Raw genomic sequence first — 16,960 nt, 5'->3', positions numbered from 1 at the left:
TCTATTTTAGCAATATTTCTTCTCATCATCATCCAAAATGCGGCGTATAAATCGCAATTTATGAGTAATTTTACCTGTTTCTATATCACAGATTCCCTCTGATTCTATACGGTCAATCCGTACGCTTCCATAGGCATGAATGATAAAGCCCCGCTGAATGATAATACCGACATGAGCTATTCTTCCTGCAGAATTATTAAAAAAAAGTAAATCGCCTATCTCAGTATCTTCTAAAGAATCAATATTTTTCTCAATAACCTCACATTGTTCCGAAACATCTCTTGGGATTTTTATTCCAATAAGCTTATAAACCATCTGGACAAATCCAGAACTATCAATACCAAAAGGAGATTTTCCTCCCCAGATATAGGGAGTATTAAGGTATTTGGAGGCAATCTCTATTATATTCTTTCTAAGTACCTTATGCTGTACCTCTCCTTCAAACAAATGTCCCAAAAGGGGAGCATTACTTACGGTTGCACCTATACATATAGGCAACAAATCATATTGTTTGTCACTAATCTGTACATAATCCACCATATCCGAAGCATAACGAGGAAGTATCTTTTTACTTTCCTCATACATAGCATCACTTATGGGAGTCAGTTGCTTGGAATCCACCCAACCTTCATAATTATCATAATCTGTACGTATATAGTACCACCCTCCTTCTTGTTTTATAATAAAACACAACTCACCATATAACAATTGTGATATTTGCTCACTCTTATGAGAGGATTCCTCTCGCAGAGGAACAATACTCAAATGACAAATAGCATACATATTTTATTCCTCAATAAAAAGTACAATATTACAACTTTTTTTTATCTTAAGCAAATTTATTTTTTGCTCTGAGCAATAAAAAAGAGGCACTTATACAAATGCCTCTTCCCAATAAATTATGCAAAATTATTCAGATTATGCTAACATTGTAACAGGGTTCTCAATATATGCTTTCAAGGTTTGTAGGAATTGAGCTCCTGTAGCACCATCTATAGTACGGTGGTCACATGCTAAGCAAAGGCTCATAGTATGACCTATCACTATTTGTCCTGCTTTTACTACAGGTTTCTCTATAATAGCTCCTACAGAAAGTATAGCTGAGTTAGGCTGATTAATGATAGAAGTGAATTGTTCCACCCCAAACATTCCTAAGTTAGAAACGGTAAAGGTACTTCCTTCCATTTCAGCAGGAGTTAACTTTTTATTACGTGCTTTTCCAGCTAAGTCCTTTACCATTACTCCTATTTGAGATAGGCTAAGATTGTCAGCAAACTTAAGCACAGGCACTACTAAGCCATCCTCAATAGCTACAGCAACTCCTATATGAACATGTTTATTATACAAAGTTACATCTCCCTTCCAAGAAGTATTTACTTGTGGATGTTTTCTAAGAGCCATAGCACAAGCCTTTACTACCATATCATTAAAAGATACTTTAGTATCAGGCAGATTATTAATCTGTGCACGTGATTCCATAGCATTATCCATATCTACTTCTATAGTAAGGTAGTAGTGAGGTGCGGTAAACTTGGACTCGGAAAGGCGTTTGGCGATAGTCTTACGCATTTGAGAATTTTTCACTTCTTCAGTAACTTCCTCACCTACAGGAGTAAATATAGCAGGTGCTGTTGATTTTCCTGTAGAAGCTGTAGCAGTAGCTGCTTTAGCAGATGGAGTGAATCCTTCTACATCCTTACGAACGATACGTCCATTTTCACCACTTCCTTTTACCTCTGCTAAGTTAATACCTTTTTCTTCAGCAATTTTCTTAGCCAAAGGAGAAGCAAATACGCGTCCTCCTGTAGAAGCTGCAGGCGTAGCAGCAGGGGCTTCAGTTTTAGGAGCTTCAGCCTTAGGGGCAGCAGAGGCAGTAGGAGCTGCAGAAGATCCTCCTTTAGCCGCAGCAAGCACTGCATTCACATCGGTACCTGCAGGACCTATGATAGCCAATAGAGAATCAACAGGAGCAGATTCTCCTTCTTTTATTCCTATATACAATAAGGTACCTGAATAGAAGGACTCAAATTCCATAGTTGCCTTATCTGTTTCTATTTCAGCAAGAATATCACCTTCTTTTACAGTATCACCTACTTTCTTAATCCAAGAAGCTACAGTACCTTCAGTCATAGTATCACTAAGGCGAGGCATAGTAACTATTTGAACTCCCGCTGGCATGGCTGCAGGAGTACTTGCAGGAGCGGCTTCTTTTGCTGGTTCCGCAGCGGCAGGAGCGGCGGCTTCTTTTGCTGGAGCAGAGCCTCCCCCTATAAGAGCTGATATATCTTCTCCTTTTTCGCCAATGATTGCCAAAAGGGTATCCACTGGAGCAGATTCTCCTTCTTTTAGACCAATGTACAACAATGTTCCTGAATAGAAGGATTCAAATTCCATAGTCGCCTTATCTGTTTCTATTTCAGCGAGAATATCACCTTCTTTTACAGTATCACCTACTTTTTTGAGCCATTTAGCAACGACTCCTTCTTCCATTGTGTCGCTTAATCGCGGCATATTTATTATTTCTGCCATTTCTTTTATAATTTATGAGGTAAAAAAGGATAATTTTCTTGTTTGTATACTACATCATACATTACATTCTTTTCAGGGAATGGAGATTCTTCAGCGAATTTTTCGCACTCTGCTACCAAGTTCTTTACCCGTTCATCAATAGCTGCTATTTCATCATCAGTAGCATATTTTTTAGCTTTGATTACATCAAGTACTTGAGTAATAGGGTCTATTTTCTTATATTCTTCCACTTCTTCTTTAGTACGATAATGCTGTGCATCGGACATAGAATGTCCACGATAACGATAAGTACGGATATCCAAGAAAGTAGGTCCATCGCCACGGCGAGCACGTTCCACTGCTTCAAATACTTTTTCTGCCACAGGTACAGGGTTCATTCCATCTACTTTCTCACAAGGCATTTCATACCCCAATCCTAATTTCCATATTTCAGGGTGGTTAGCTGTTCTCTCTACAGAAGTACCCATGGCATAATGGTTATTTTCACAAATGAACACTACAGGGAGCTTCCAATTCATTGCCATGTTAAAAGTTTCATGAAGTACTCCTTGACGGGTAGCACCATCCCCCATAAAAGTAAGGACAACTCCTCCTGTCTCGTTATACTTTTCTGCAAAAGCCATTCCTGCTCCTAAGGCAATTTGTCCTCCTACAATACCATGACCTCCAAAGAAGTTATGTTCCTTTGAAAAGATATGCATAGAACCTCCTAAACCATGAGAAGTTCCTGTATCTTTTCCAAAAAGTTCTGCCATAATCCTACGTGGATCTACTCCTAAAGCAATAGGATGCACGTGATTACGATAAGCAGTAATCATTTTGTCTTTTTTAGGGTCAATCACATGCATACAGCCTGCCACGATTGCCTCTTGTCCATTGTACAAATGTAAAAATCCTCTTACTTTTTGTTGGATATAAGCAGAAGCCAATTTGTCCTCAAACTTCCTCCAAAAGAGCATTTCCTCATACCACTGTAAATACGTCTTTTTATCTATTTTTTTCATTATCACAAATGAATTAATATTTTTTCTTAATTATCTATCCGTTGCTTAACAAAGCGCAAATTTACGAATTTTTTATTTGCCTGCAAAGGTACAAAAACTTTTTTTATTATAGAAAATTTTTTTACTTTTATTCTTTTAACAAAGAAAGTGCAAAATAGACTTCCCAAATAAGAGCTACAAAAAAAACAAACATAAAAGAAAGTATATCCCACTCCCCTACCTTGGGCTGAGAGAGCAACATAGGAAGTAGAAAAGCTAAACAAGCTATCATCTGCAGGAGCGTCAGGGTCACAAAGCGATAACCTATATAAGCCTTCCCTCTTAAGGGAATAAGTAATAAGCCACACACAACTATGGCACATAGAGTATGAAAAATATAGAATAACTCCAGATGAAAAAACAACAATTTACCATAATATATCTCAACGATATAGCTATGCAATAACAATAATACTCCCATCAAAAGAAGTATTTTTAGGATACTCCTCAAATAAAATCTACTTACAGACGTTCTCATGCATGTTTTTATCAAGGAGAATTATTCCAATACATTGGGACATCCCCAACCGTCATAATCTCCTTCAAAAGGTTCTGCCAGGTCCATAATATCCCATACAATATTATTAATATTCTCTGGGCTATCCTTACCAGTGGCTTGCACTGTATATGGATAAGCTTGTCCCTCTGCTGCTCTTGTTCTTGCATCTTCCTCATCATTAAGAAGCACTGTAAAACCTTTTTCTTGGGCTTCTTTGGCAAATCCCTGCTGCTGCTCTGCTGTCTTGAAATAGATAAAATGATCTATCTCACGAGGCACTTCAAGCTTATCTCCATTTTGCTCTAACTGCATGATAACTTTTCTATTTTGTATAGCTTGGTAGGAATAGGGGTCAGGATATAGAAAGTCAAAATAAGCATCCCACTGAGGATCTTCTGCTTGATTATATCCACAGTGATAACCTTCAAAGGAAGATAAAGCCTCCTGGCATACCTTTGCTAATATCTCTGTTTCATGACTATAGAACCATAATTCCAAAAAGCCATCATTCTTTATAGCTGATACCATTATGGCCCCTTCTCCCTCTGCACTCTCACAGATAGCATCCTCAATATCGCAGAGAATAGGATATTCTTCGTTGGAGGAAAGCCCCTCAGAAGTAGGATGCTTCATCTCTATATAGAATTGCAGGCGATGAGTGTACCCCTCAAGAGGTGCTACATTATACAAGCCTAGATTAGTACGTATAGAAGCAGGCTTATTCTCTATTCTACACATAAAGAAATCCCAATTTTGAGGAATTTCAGGAGTTTGTTTCTGATTCATGATACAGTATTTTTAATAATCATTTTATCTAGTGACAGATTTCTCACTTTTCGGGGACAAATATACAAAAATTATTATATTTCCCCAATAGAGAACAGCCATTATTTCATTTTTCAAAGCAACTTACTTCCATAATATAGCAGCTTTCCCATTTTATCAATAAGCATTCATTCTATAATTCAAATTATAGTACCATACTCAGGGATATACGTCTGCGAACTGTATCCACTTCTACTACTTTTACCCTCACCTGTTCATGGAGTTTTACCACTTCATTCACATTGGATACATAACCATCCTTAAGCTGTGAAATATGTACCAAACCACTTTCTTTAATTCCTATATCCACAAAGCATCCAAAAGCAGTGATATTATTAACAATCCCATTGAGTACCATGCCTACTTGTACATCGTCAAAATTCTTGACATGAGAGTCAAATTCAAACACCTTAGCAGTTTGTCTGGGGTCAAGACCTGGTTTTTCTAATTCCTTTAATACATCCTTAAGGTACAATTTCCCTACTTCTTCCCTTTCATATTTACTAATATCTATGCTGGAAATAGCCTTCTTATTTCCAATAAGTTCCTTAAGAGAGATTCCCAGATCTTTTGCCATTTGCTTAATAATAGGATAAACTTCAGGATGTACGGCAGAATTATCCAAAGGGTTATCACTATGCTGTACTCGTAAAAAGGCTACCGATTGTTGGTATACCTTATCCCCTAAGCGAGGCACCTTTTTTAGGTCTTCACGCTTGGTAAAAGCTCCATGGGCTGAACGATACTCCACAATATTCTCTGCCATTTTCTCCCCTATGCCTGATACATAACTAAGAAGAGACTTACTAGCGGTATTGAGATTCACTCCTACCTTATTCACACAACGAATCACTGTAGCATCCAGCTCTTCTTTGAGTAAAGAGGGGTTCACATCATGTTGGTATTGCCCTACCCCTATGCTTTTAGGCTCTATCTTTACCAATTCAGCAAGAGGATCGGACAAACGACGACCAATAGAAACAGCCCCACGTACGGTCACATCATAGGAAGGGAACTCCTCTCGAGCAATCTTAGAGGCTGAATACACTGAAGCTCCTGCCTCACTTACCACAAAAACTTGCACTGGATGTGGAAAAACAATCTTTTTAATAAAATCCTCTGTTTCTCTTGAAGCAGTCCCATTACCTATACTAATGGCTTCTATAGCATATTGTTCTACCATAGCACGTATTTTCTTCATTGCTAAGGTTACTTCATACTGAGGGGCATGAGGGTAAATAGTCTCATTATGGAGCAAATCACCTTTCTCATCCAAGCATACTACCTTACATCCTGTACGAAATCCTGGATCAATGGCAAGAATGCGCTTTTCTCCCAAAGGAGAAGCCAAGAGAAGTTGAGAGAGATTCTCTGCAAATACAGTAATTGCCTTAGCATCTGCTTTGTCTTTGGCTTCCTGTAGAGTTTCGTTGGAGATAGAAGGTTCTAAAAGTCGCTTATAGCTATCTTTAATAGTTCTCTTAAGAAAATCAGCTATTTCCCCATCACTCTTGATAATAGTCTTTTCTATAAAAGGCAGTGTATCCTCTTGATTCACCTGCACTTTCATTTTAATAAATCCTTCTTTTTCAGCACGGAGCATAGCCAATATTCTATGAGAAGGAGCTTTGCTAAGCACCTCACTCCAATCAAAATATTGCGCATACTTTTGTGCCTCTTCTTCATCCTTTTTTCCCTTGGCTACCTCTGTACAGATAAGGGCTTTCCTATGAAAAATTCTGCGTAGGGTACCTCGTACATACATGTTTTCATTAATCCATTCGGCTATAATATCTGAGGCTCCTTGTAGTGCCTCTTCTTCAGTAGTTATTTTATCTGAGAGATAATGAGAAGCCAGTTGTTCTAAATCAACTACTCGCTGACTCATCAGCTGTTTAGCTAAAGGTTCTAATCCATTCTCCTTGGCTACATCAACCTTTGTTTTACGTTTTTTCTTATAAGGCAGGTACAGATCCTCCAATTCACTCAACACAAAGGAATCTTCTATACGCTTGCGAAGTTCCTTAGAGAGTTTTCCTTGCTCCTCAATACTTGTCAGGATAGTCTCCTTACGCTTACCTATATTCTCATACTCGACTTGTGCCTTAGCTATATTCTCAATAGCTACTTCATCTAAGTTTCCTGTTCTATCCTTACGATAACGTGCTATAAAAGGAATTGTACAACCCTCAGAGAGTAATGCCAAAGTGTTTTCAATGGACTTCTCAGTAAGTTGTGTTTGACTCTTAATAAATTGAATATTTGTCATACTTGAAAAAATAAGGCACAAAGATAGTAAAACAAGGAGAAAAATAGTATCTTTGCAAAAAATATTTCAAATATGGTAAAGGATGTAAGACCGAACATGATACTCCTCTCTCGCATAGTGATGATTTCCTTAGTAGGGATCATTGTCCTTTCTTTATTACTTTTATTCAGTAGCATTTCTGATAAGGATTATTCTTTAGAAAGAAATATAGATAACCATCGCATTGGAGTCTCCAATTTTTATAATTATAAAGGGAAAATATATGTCGCCATACCAGGAAGTGGTCATGTTGAGATTCCAGAGGCGGATCCCCTTACTTTTGAAGTGTTCTCTCAGAATAATAATGCCAGACAGATAGGCTGGGACAAATCACATGTTTTCTGTGGAGACGAAATAATTCCTCACCTAAGAACACCTATCACCTCTCTTGGAAATGATCTTTTCACAGATGGAAAAATGACTTATTATTGTGCTTGGAATACAGAAAGTAAAGAATCCTTCGCCATTTCAAGTATCATAGGGCAGATCTTATATATACTTCATTTAAACAAAAAACCAACCTATTACTATCATCCAATAAAGTTAATGGCAGATGATGGACGTAAGTTCTTTTCCATAAAGAGTTCTCCTTTCATATCTACCGATGGTTCCTCTTTCTATTACCAAGGTGAGAGGATAGAGGGCGCTAAGGATTCTCTTTTCCCTATCGTATCTCTAAAAGATTATCAAGATAAACTCAAACATTCTATTACATCCACCAGTGATTCTCATTACTTTTCGAACGGGAAACAAGTATTCTACAAAACCAAATTACTCGATATTCCTTATAGGAATGACCTTGTTACAGGTAGCTTCTCCTCATGGGGAAGTTTTGAGATTCTCTACTCTCTCAATGGAGGAAAGATATTCATAGATGGGAAAGATCTCAATCCTGATACCTCTCCTTACCACCTACTAACTTTGAGTGATACTTATAGTGAACACGTATTTTTCACCAATAAGAATGGTGTGTATTTCTATGATAATGAAAATAAGAAAGCCAGAAAGGCTTCCTCAGAAAATGTCTTCAAAAATTACAAAGAAATTGAGGAAGGTTACTTTTCCAATGGAGAGGACTTACTCTTCTTTTTATCGGATGAAAAATGGGGACGTAGAAGAAATCCAGGACTCAAATCCTACACTACCAAAGTCTGTATGTTGCAGACACAAGCAAAAGGCACCTGGCATAAGTGGGAGGAAGCAGGCAATTTGCCTATATGGCAGAAAGGAAACGAATGGTATTTTTTGGATTATAATGGCATCAGACAAGGAATAAAAGAAGGCGTTTATAGAATAACTAATAAAGAGACTTTTAACGCCCGTACAGAAAAAGAAGGCTTTTTTTACTCTTCTAAAGTGGAAAAAATGATTAATGAGGGAATATTTGTCCCTGCCAACTACCAAGTACTTTTTAAGGCAAAAACCCAACTTGCTGACAAGTTCTCTTCAGACCTATTATGGATACTCCTTATCGTTGTAGTCATTGGGCTGAGTACTTATTTTTTACTAAAGAAATTTAATTTCAATACAGATCCTTTTATTCTGGAGGAAAACACCTTACGTATCAACAACTTCATTGGGAAACGTTATCCCATTTATGATATTCACAATGTACTGTTCTCTATAGGAGAAAGAGGACAAAATGGGCTAATAGGGAAGATGAAAATCATTAGCCGAAATGGAAAAACCTCCTCAGAATACCGATTTCTCTCCAACCTTTTTGTTTTGTCCGATACAGAAGAAGCAATTACTAAGAAAATAAAGGAGCTACAGAAAGAGCTCGCAAGAAGAGGTATTCAAAGCCAATTGCTTAAAGAATAAAAAAAGAAAGAGTCTTTGGCATCAACCAGAGACTCTTCTTTATCCTCTATTCAAATCGGGTAATTCCATACTTTTTAGCTTCTGCTTTCACCTTAGGGGCAAGCTCTTTCAAATGTGCAATTCGAGAAGCATTGGAAGGGTGGGTACTGAGCAAGGAATTAGAGTTTCCTCCCCCAGAGGCTGCACTCATACGTTCCCATAACCTGTAACCTTCATCAGGGTCATAACCTGCTAAAGCCATAATTTGTAAGCCTATAGCATCAGCTTCACTTTCCTGACTCCTACTAAAGGGGAGCATTACACCCACCTGCGTGCCTATACCATAAGCAGTATTGAACTCATTGAGATACTTACTATTACTCAATAGGACATTTCCTGCAAGTGCTCCTATTTGTTGGAGTGTAGATGCACTCATACGTTGTGCTCCATGGTCAGCTAAAGCATGCGCTACTTCATGCCCCATAATCACCGCAACACCACGTTCATTCTTAGCTATAGGAAGGATCCCTGTATAGAAAACTATTTTTCCACCTGGCATACACCAAGCATTGAGTTCCTTACTATCTACTAAGTTATATTCCCAACGATAATCCTTTAAATAATTCTTATAACCATTCCTATCCAACCATAACTGGGATGCCTTTGCAATACGCTCTCCCACTCGTTTTATCATTTGAGCCTCTGGAGTTCCTTTAATCACCTTATTAGAAGAAAGAAACTGATTATATTGACTAAATGAAGTAGGAAAAATTGAACTGTTAGGCATAAAATTCAAAGTTTGCTTTCCTGTAAAAGGATTTGTCTTACAAGCTGAAAGTACTAATAATAACCCTGCAAATACTATTTTTTTCATATTCTTTACTTTAGATAAATCACGAGGCAAAATTACATTATTTTTTTGAATTATATATACCTAATTCAAAAGACACTTATTTTTTACATATAATATAACCTTATCTATATAAAAATGTTAAAATAATAAAAAAATACTTTTATATCGTTATTTTTTATATCTTTGCACCCAATAACAAATTAATGCAATTACGTATGAAACAGATGTTTTTACTATTAGTTATGGCTATGGCTCCTATAGCTATGAATGCACAAGACCGTACCACACAAGTACAACCTGAAAAGGCTACTACCCAAGCTTGTTGTAACAAAAACAAAAAGGATGGGGTTGCTTGCCACAAAGACAGTAAAGGAAAAGAAGCCTGCTGCAAAGATAAGAAATCTGAAAATACTTGTTATGACAAGAACAAGAAAACAGAATGCAAAAAGGATGATAAAAAAGGCTCTTGCTGTGCAGGAAGGAAAACTGCTTAGTACTCCCTTTGCAAAAATAAAAAGCTATCCCCTCATAAGGATAGCTTTTCTTTTTATAAAATAACCAATTGATATTCAATTTATTAAAAATGATTACTACTTACCAACAGCTTTTAGAACAAGCCACTCTCTCAGAGCAACAACTCGCTAAGAAAGCCCATATTATAGGAACAATACGGCTGATAATAGCACTGAGTACTTTAGCTGCCATTTATTTTATATTCAAAGAAAATTCATGGGTTTTCGGTACAATAACCTTACTTTTAATCATATTATTTTTCTATTTAGTAACTATCCATAAAAATACAAACCTTCTGCGTAAAATTGCTCAACAAAAAATAACTATTAACCAAAATGAGATAAATTTTTTACAGAAAAATCAATTTTTCTCAGCAAATGGAAAGGAATTTCAGGATGATTCACATCCCTATTCTTATGATTTGGACATTTTTGGAACACATTCTTTGTATCAATATATCAATCGAACTCATACTTTTTTAGGACGTAAAGCCTTAGCTGAACACTTCTTGCATCCTGAAGTATCAGAGATCGCTCCCTTGCAAGCCACAACTGAAGAACTCTCTCAAGAAGAACATCTTAGATGGCGACAGGAGTTTATGGCAACCACCACTCTAATAGAGGATACTAAGGATTTCTACCAGCAAATAAAGCAATGGGCTATGAAGAAAGAAAAACCTTTTTTCCCATCTCTTGCAAATCTTCGTATGGGGGGCTCCTCTATTGCTCATCATTAGCCTTATTGTAGGATATATGTTTGAATATGAGTTTTTTAAAACTATATTTAAAATATTAGCAGTAACAAACCTATTCATATTTTTTTCCTTCATCGGGAAAATGCAAAAAAGCAAACCTGGATTTGAAAACACCTATCATCTGCTATATGCTTTCAAAAGAAGTATCACTCAGATAGAGAAAGCAACTCATTTAAGGTCTGTACAATTTCAGCGCTTACGAGCACAATTACTTACTCGCTCGCAAAGTGCCAGCCAAAGTATTTCCCAACTTTCTCGCCTTTTGGATGATCTGGACAATGTGGGGAATATATTGGTCTCTATCCCCTTGAATTGCTTTACTTTCTATCATTTGCACACCTACAGAAAGCTCCTTGCTTGGAAAAGAATATATGCTGAACATATTGCCTCATGGTTTTCTGTGATTGCTGAGGTAGAGGTACTTAATAGCTTTGCCAACTTCAGCTATAATAATCCCTCCTTTGCTTTTCCCTCACTCAATGATAAGCAAATACTCTCTTTTGAATCCCTTGGACATCCTTTGATACCTGCCAAAGAGCGTGTAAGCAATACCATTTCCTTCACTTCACATCGTTTTGTTATTCTCACTGGTTCCAATATGTCCGGGAAAAGTACCTTCCTCAGAGCCCTTGGAGTGAATATGTTACTGGCAATGATGGGGCTCCCTGTATGCGCTAAGAAAGCTACTGTATACCCTATGAAATTATTGGTATCCATGCGCCTTTCTGATTCCTTAAATGACGGAAAATCATACTTTTTTGCTGAAATCAATCGCCTGCGATCCATCATAGAACAACTCGAAGAAGCGCCTTGTTTTGTCCTCTTAGATGAACTACTCAGAGGTACTAATTCCGAAGATAAACAGTTGGGAACCTTTAGGATTATAGAGAAAATGGTAGCTCTTAAAGCAATAGGTGTCATTGCTACCCATGACTTAGAGGTATGTTCTCTTAGCAATAAGTACCCTGATATACTGCAAAACAAGTGTTTTGAATCCCAGATTATAGCAGGAGAATTACATTTTGATTATACCCTGAAGGAAGGTATTTGCCAGAATAAAAATGCTACTTTTCTTATGGAAAAAATGGGCATTATCTAATATGCATAATCCAAAAAAATAATGTATCTTTGCCCCTTAAACGTGTTTTTACACCGATATATACCCTAACGAATGAAAAATATCCGTAATTTCTGCATTATTGCACATATCGACCACGGGAAGAGTACCTTAGCCGACCGTTTGCTCGACTTTACCCAAACCGTAACCGAACGCGAAAAACAAGACCAATTGCTCGACAATATGGACTTGGAGCGGGAGCGCGGTATCACTATCAAGAGCCACGCAATACAAATGGAATATGTGTACAAAGGCGAAACGTATATCCTCAACCTTATCGATACCCCCGGTCACGTAGATTTCTCTTACGAGGTATCGCGCTCCATCGCTGCTTGCGAGGGGGCGCTCCTGATCGTAGATGCTGCCCAAAGCATACAAGCACAGACAATTTCTAACCTCTACTTGGCTCTCGAAAACGACCTTGAAATCATTCCCGTACTCAACAAAATAGACCTACCCAGTGCTAACCCCGAAGAGGTGAAAGACGATATAGTAGACCTACTGGGCTGTTCGCCCGATGAGATTATCCCAGCCAGTGGTAAAACAGGTTTGGGCGTAGAGGCAATTTTAGAGGCTATTATAGAGCGCATTCCTGCCCCTACTGGCGACCCTAAGGCACCACTACAAGCGTTGATATTCGACTCGGTATACAACTCTTTCCGCGGGGTGGAAACCTACTTCCGGGTGATGAACGGTGAAATACGCAAAGGGCAGAAAATCAAGTTTATGTCCAACGGCAAAATCTACGATGCCGACGAAGTAGGTACCTTAAAGCTCAATCAAGTGCCTAAGCAAGTGATTGGCACCGGCGATGTGGGGTACCTTATCACCGGTATTAAGGACGCGCGTGAGGTGAAGGTAGGTGATACGATTACCTCGGCAGTAGATGGTTGCAAAGAAGCCATTGACGGTTTTGAGAACGTAAAACCGATGGTATTTGCAGGGATTTATCCGGTAGACACCGAAGATTACGAAGAACTGCGCGCCTCGATGGAAAAACTCCAACTGAACGATGCCTCGCTGGTGTTTACCCCCGAAAGTTCTGCCGCTTTGGGCTTTGGCTTCCGCTGTGGATTCTTAGGAATGTTACACTTAGAAATCGTGCAAGAACGCTTGGAACGCGAGTTTGGTATGACCGTGATTACCACCGTGCCCAACGTAAGTTACCACGCTTTTACCAAGAAAGAACCTGAAAAAGCGATTATCGTAAATAACCCTTCTGACCTTCCCGACCCGTCGAAATTAGACCGTGTGGAAGAGCCGTATATCAAGGCGAGCATCATCACCAAATCGGATTTTATAGGACAGGTGATGTCGCTCTGTATTGAAAAACGCGGACAAATAACTAACCAGCACTACCTCACCCCTGAACGTGTGGAACTGAACTTTGATATGCCACTTGCCGAAATTGTATTCGACTTCTACGACCGCCTAAAGACTGTCAGCAAGGGGTATGCCTCCTTTGACTATTCACCTATTGGGATGCGAGCTTCTAACCTTGTGAAGGTGGATATCCTCATTAACTCGCAGTCGGTAGATGCGCTCTCTGCCCTTATCCACGCCGATAATGCTTATAATATAGGCAAAAAGATGTGTGAGAAGTTGCGCGAGCTCATACCGCGTCAGCAGTTTGACATACCTATTCAGGCAGCTATTGGGGCTAAAATTATCTCTCGCGAGACTATTAAAGCCCTCCGCAAAGACGTTACCGCCAAGTGTTACGGAGGGGACATCTCGCGTAAACGTAAACTCTTAGAAAAACAGAAAGCCGGTAAAAAACGTATGCGCCAAGTGGGGAATGTAGAGATACCACAAAGTGCATTTATGGCGGTGTTGAAGTTGAATGATTGACCGTAGCACGGTCGGGCGGTTGCTTTGGTAAAGTTGGAAATTATTAGTGTAAACTACTATGAAAGAAGAAAAGAATATAAAAGCTTATAAAGGAAAAGAACACAAAATTTCAACAGTAAGAGGATTCCTCTATTTCATATTTAATTTTAATAAGGAAGAAAAAGTTGTAAGGAATATCTTTTATAGAGGACATTCTGACAAAACTTATGATTTAGAGCCCTCTATCTATCGAAAAGATAAAAAAACAAACAAACTTCTTTATATAGAAAATGAAGACAAAATCTATAGAGAGACTATAGCTAAAGTACCTTATGATTTTAATGGGAAAAATACCATAGAATCATTAGTACTAATGCAACATTATGGTGTTCCTACACGAATATTAGATTTAACAACCAATCCTTTAGTAGCTCTTTATTTTGCTTGTGTTGGAGATGAAGATAAAGATGGAGAGGTTATAGTATTTGATATTCCTAATGAAAGCGTTCGCTTTTTCGATAGTGATAGAATTGCTATTTTAGCTAATCTTGCAAAGTGTGATAATATTTTTTATACAAATGGAGACTTAGAAAAATACGAGCAATATAAAAATGATTTAAATATTTTAAAAAGAAAGGTTGATTTACTTGATAGTAAAAGTTTGAAAAAGTTACTTGGTTTAGAGGAAGGAAATCGAGTAAACTCTATTGAAGAAAAAATAGATAAGTTTGTTAGTCAAATAAAAGAAATAGATTTTTTAATCTCCACTGAAATAAATGATAAAATAACAAATTTTATTAAAGAGATTAAAGATTCTCTTAAAGAGAAAGAGAGTTCTTCAAGTGAAAAAGAGGACATAAAATCATTTTCCGTTTATCAAAAAAATATGAGATTTATTACTAAACTTGAAGATAAAATACTTTCTTTTATTAATAAAGAGATTTCTTGGATTAATATGCGTTATTTTGAAAAATTACTAAATTTTGTAAAAGAAGACAAACCTTATTTTATCTCTGTAATAGACCCAAGAGATGTAAGTAATGTTTTTGCAATTAAACCTAAACTGGACAATCCTCGTATTGTAAGACAACAAGGAGCTTTTCTAATATTTGGAATAGAAAAACAAGAAGTTCCTTATTGTAATGAAAACACAAAAAAAATGGCAAAAATTCCTTCTGAATGGGTAATTAGAGGGAAAATAGAGATTGAGGAAAACGAATTTGAAGACTTAGGAACAGATACTTCTTCTAAGTCTGATAAGCAGGTAGAGATCAAAGAGAGATTAATAATAGAAAGCTCAAAAAAAGAATTAATCTTAAAAGAATTAGATAAATTAGGAATAAACCAAAGCACTTTATTCCCTGAAATAGATAAAGTAGCTGATTATATTAAAGAAAAGTATACTCAAAAGGGAAACAAATAATTAACCATTTAATTTTATATTTTATGCCAGTAAAATTTAATGTAGTAGAGCGTAAGAATCTGTTAGATAAAACAGCAGCTCCCAAGTTTTATGCCAGTGCCAAAGCCGATGGCGAAGTCTCTTTGAAGGCACTTGCCAAAGAAATTGCACAGGGTAGCACCACCGTATCGGATACCGATGTGTTGGCTGTGCTTAACGACCTTACCAAAGTGCTGATTAGGCACCTATCGGAAGGCAAAATCGTGAAGTTGGGCGACTTTGGTAACTTCCAAATTACCCTTACCAGCGAGGGCGCTCCCACCGCCGAGAAGTTCACCGCTTCGCTCATCAAAGGCAACAAAATTCAGTTCCGCCCAGGTGCCGACCTCCGCGAGATGCTCAAAACCGTTAAGTACGAAAAATACAAGAAGTAGCACCCCGTATCACACCGATATATATGCGTGAGCCTACGGGTATATACCTATGGGCTCACGGGTATATACTGATAACACGACGGGTATATACCTGTGAAGTGATGAATATATATAGAATGATATATTATATGTTTTAGAATTGATATAACTATGGGATATCATATCATTAATATTACAGGAAATGGTATTAAAAGTGAGTATATTAAAGATATAAAAGAATTAATGTACTTAGATACAATTACCGAAGATACTATTATCTATCAAGGAGAACCACATTGGACACCCTTACAAGTGAAAGATACTGAATTTAAAAGCTATTGTATAGATTGGTATCGTGCTGGATTAAAAGCTCAAGAGTATTTTAAAATTCAAGCCAAAGAGGAAGGTCTTATTTTAGAAGAGCTTAATCAAGATAAAGAAAGTTTTCAGCAATATTTGGTTTCTGATAAATACATAGAAATTAAAAGAGGTGATTTTTTAGTAAGAAACTATGAGAATCTTGAGGTAGACGTAAAATGTAGAAGTTTTCGATACCTTTCTGATGGAGAACTTTCTTTCCATTTCAGTTGTAAAGATGTAGAGAAACATCTTAATATGCAAGAGTATACTCAGACACCTATTATTATAGCAGTATATCAAAGAAATGGAGATAATTTCAAAAAAGGAATTCCTTTTTTTATTTCCATAGATAGAATTAAAGAGCTTTCTTCTTCATTAGAGAAAGTTCTTGTTAAGAATATAGGTGAATGCTATGAAATTCCACTTAAATTAACAGTACAAAGTTTTGATTATATTATCGATTTTGACAGATATAATATAAGAAAAATTTATCCTATTGATAAAATGAAAGATACCTATCCTAATGCCGGTAAAAAATGGACAACAGAAGAAGATGACAAATTAGAAGTTCTTTATTGCGAAAAGACAAAAATCGTAGAAATTTGTAATATTTTAGAAAGAAGCAAAACCGCTATATTATTACGAATTGAAAAATTAGAGCTAAGAGAAAAGTATGATATTTAGGAAATAAGAATTCCTTATAATTAACAGAAT

13 protein-coding genes and 1 pseudogene are annotated in these 16,960 nt (G+C 37.1%); 7 read left to right on the top strand and 7 right to left on the bottom strand.

Annotated features, from left to right (window positions below; translation table 11 throughout):
- Positions 1–6: 6 nt before the first annotated feature.
- From HMPREF9071_RS06055 to HMPREF9071_RS06030, 6 genes are all read right to left on the bottom strand, one after another.
- Entirely contained in the window at positions 7–783 is a 777-nt protein-coding gene (locus HMPREF9071_RS06055) for a C40 family peptidase (protein WP_009745714.1), read from the bottom strand.
- Between the two features lie 135 nt (positions 784–918).
- A complete protein-coding gene (locus tag HMPREF9071_RS06050; RefSeq protein WP_009745713.1) occupies positions 919–2,529 on the bottom strand; it encodes a pyruvate dehydrogenase complex dihydrolipoamide acetyltransferase in 1,611 nt (536 codons plus the stop codon).
- A gap of 5 nt (positions 2,530–2,534) precedes the next feature.
- A complete protein-coding gene (pdhA, locus tag HMPREF9071_RS06045; protein ID WP_040358050.1) occupies positions 2,535–3,533 on the bottom strand; it encodes a pyruvate dehydrogenase (acetyl-transferring) E1 component subunit alpha in 999 nt (332 codons plus the stop codon).
- A gap of 127 nt (positions 3,534–3,660) precedes the next feature.
- On the bottom strand, positions 3,661–3,993 hold the full coding sequence (locus HMPREF9071_RS06040; RefSeq protein ID WP_009745710.1) for a hypothetical protein: 333 nt from the start codon (positions 3,991–3,993) through the stop codon (positions 3,661–3,663).
- Positions 3,994–4,071: 78 nt separating this feature from the next.
- Positions 4,072–4,857, bottom strand: a complete 786-nt coding sequence (locus HMPREF9071_RS06035) for a DUF695 domain-containing protein (RefSeq protein WP_009745709.1) — start codon at positions 4,855–4,857, stop codon at positions 4,072–4,074.
- A 184-nt stretch (positions 4,858–5,041) separates the two neighbouring features.
- Complete coding sequence (locus HMPREF9071_RS06030; RefSeq protein WP_009745708.1) at positions 5,042–7,165, bottom strand: Tex family protein; 2,124 nt, start codon at positions 7,163–7,165, stop codon at positions 5,042–5,044.
- Between the two features lie 72 nt (positions 7,166–7,237).
- Here HMPREF9071_RS06030 and HMPREF9071_RS06025 point away from each other — a divergent pair, with 72 nt between their 5' ends.
- Positions 7,238–9,025, top strand: coding sequence for a DKNYY domain-containing protein (locus HMPREF9071_RS06025; RefSeq protein WP_009745707.1), 1,788 nt, complete (start codon positions 7,238–7,240; stop codon positions 9,023–9,025).
- 46 nt (positions 9,026–9,071) lie between these two features.
- Here HMPREF9071_RS06025 and HMPREF9071_RS06020 read toward each other — a convergent pair whose 3' ends face one another.
- Positions 9,072–9,878, bottom strand: a complete 807-nt coding sequence (locus tag HMPREF9071_RS06020; protein ID WP_040358049.1) for a M48 family metallopeptidase — start codon at positions 9,876–9,878, stop codon at positions 9,072–9,074.
- Between the two features lie 194 nt (positions 9,879–10,072).
- Here HMPREF9071_RS06020 and HMPREF9071_RS06015 point away from each other — a divergent pair, with 194 nt between their 5' ends.
- The 6 genes and pseudogenes from HMPREF9071_RS06015 to HMPREF9071_RS05990 all read left to right on the top strand — a co-directional run bounded on the left by HMPREF9071_RS06015 (position 10,073) and on the right by HMPREF9071_RS05990 (position 16,930).
- Positions 10,073–10,351 (top strand): chaperonin, encoded by a 279-nt coding sequence (locus HMPREF9071_RS06015; RefSeq protein ID WP_117601762.1) that lies wholly within the window; start codon positions 10,073–10,075, stop codon positions 10,349–10,351.
- Positions 10,352–10,440: 89 nt separating this feature from the next.
- Positions 10,441–12,223 (top strand): annotated as a pseudogene (locus tag HMPREF9071_RS06010) (DNA mismatch repair protein).
- A gap of 72 nt (positions 12,224–12,295) precedes the next feature.
- Complete coding sequence (lepA, locus tag HMPREF9071_RS06005; RefSeq protein ID WP_009745702.1) at positions 12,296–14,092, top strand: translation elongation factor 4; 1,797 nt, start codon at positions 12,296–12,298, stop codon at positions 14,090–14,092.
- A gap of 58 nt (positions 14,093–14,150) precedes the next feature.
- A complete protein-coding gene (locus HMPREF9071_RS11795) occupies positions 14,151–15,494 on the top strand; it encodes an FRG domain-containing protein (RefSeq protein ID WP_009745701.1) in 1,344 nt (447 codons plus the stop codon).
- A 23-nt stretch (positions 15,495–15,517) separates the two neighbouring features.
- Entirely contained in the window at positions 15,518–15,907 is a 390-nt protein-coding gene (locus tag HMPREF9071_RS05995; RefSeq protein WP_009419543.1) for an HU family DNA-binding protein, read from the top strand.
- Positions 15,908–16,057: 150 nt separating this feature from the next.
- Complete coding sequence (locus HMPREF9071_RS05990; RefSeq protein ID WP_009745700.1) at positions 16,058–16,930, top strand: hypothetical protein; 873 nt, start codon at positions 16,058–16,060, stop codon at positions 16,928–16,930.
- Positions 16,931–16,960 lie beyond the last annotated feature (30 nt).

Source organism: Capnocytophaga sp. oral taxon 338 str. F0234 (genome assembly GCF_000192225.1).
In the GTDB taxonomy this organism is placed as follows: Bacteria; Bacteroidota; Bacteroidia; order Flavobacteriales; family Flavobacteriaceae; genus Capnocytophaga.
Note: the sequence above shows the minus strand (reverse complement) of the source record. Positions and strands in the feature narration are given on the sequence as shown.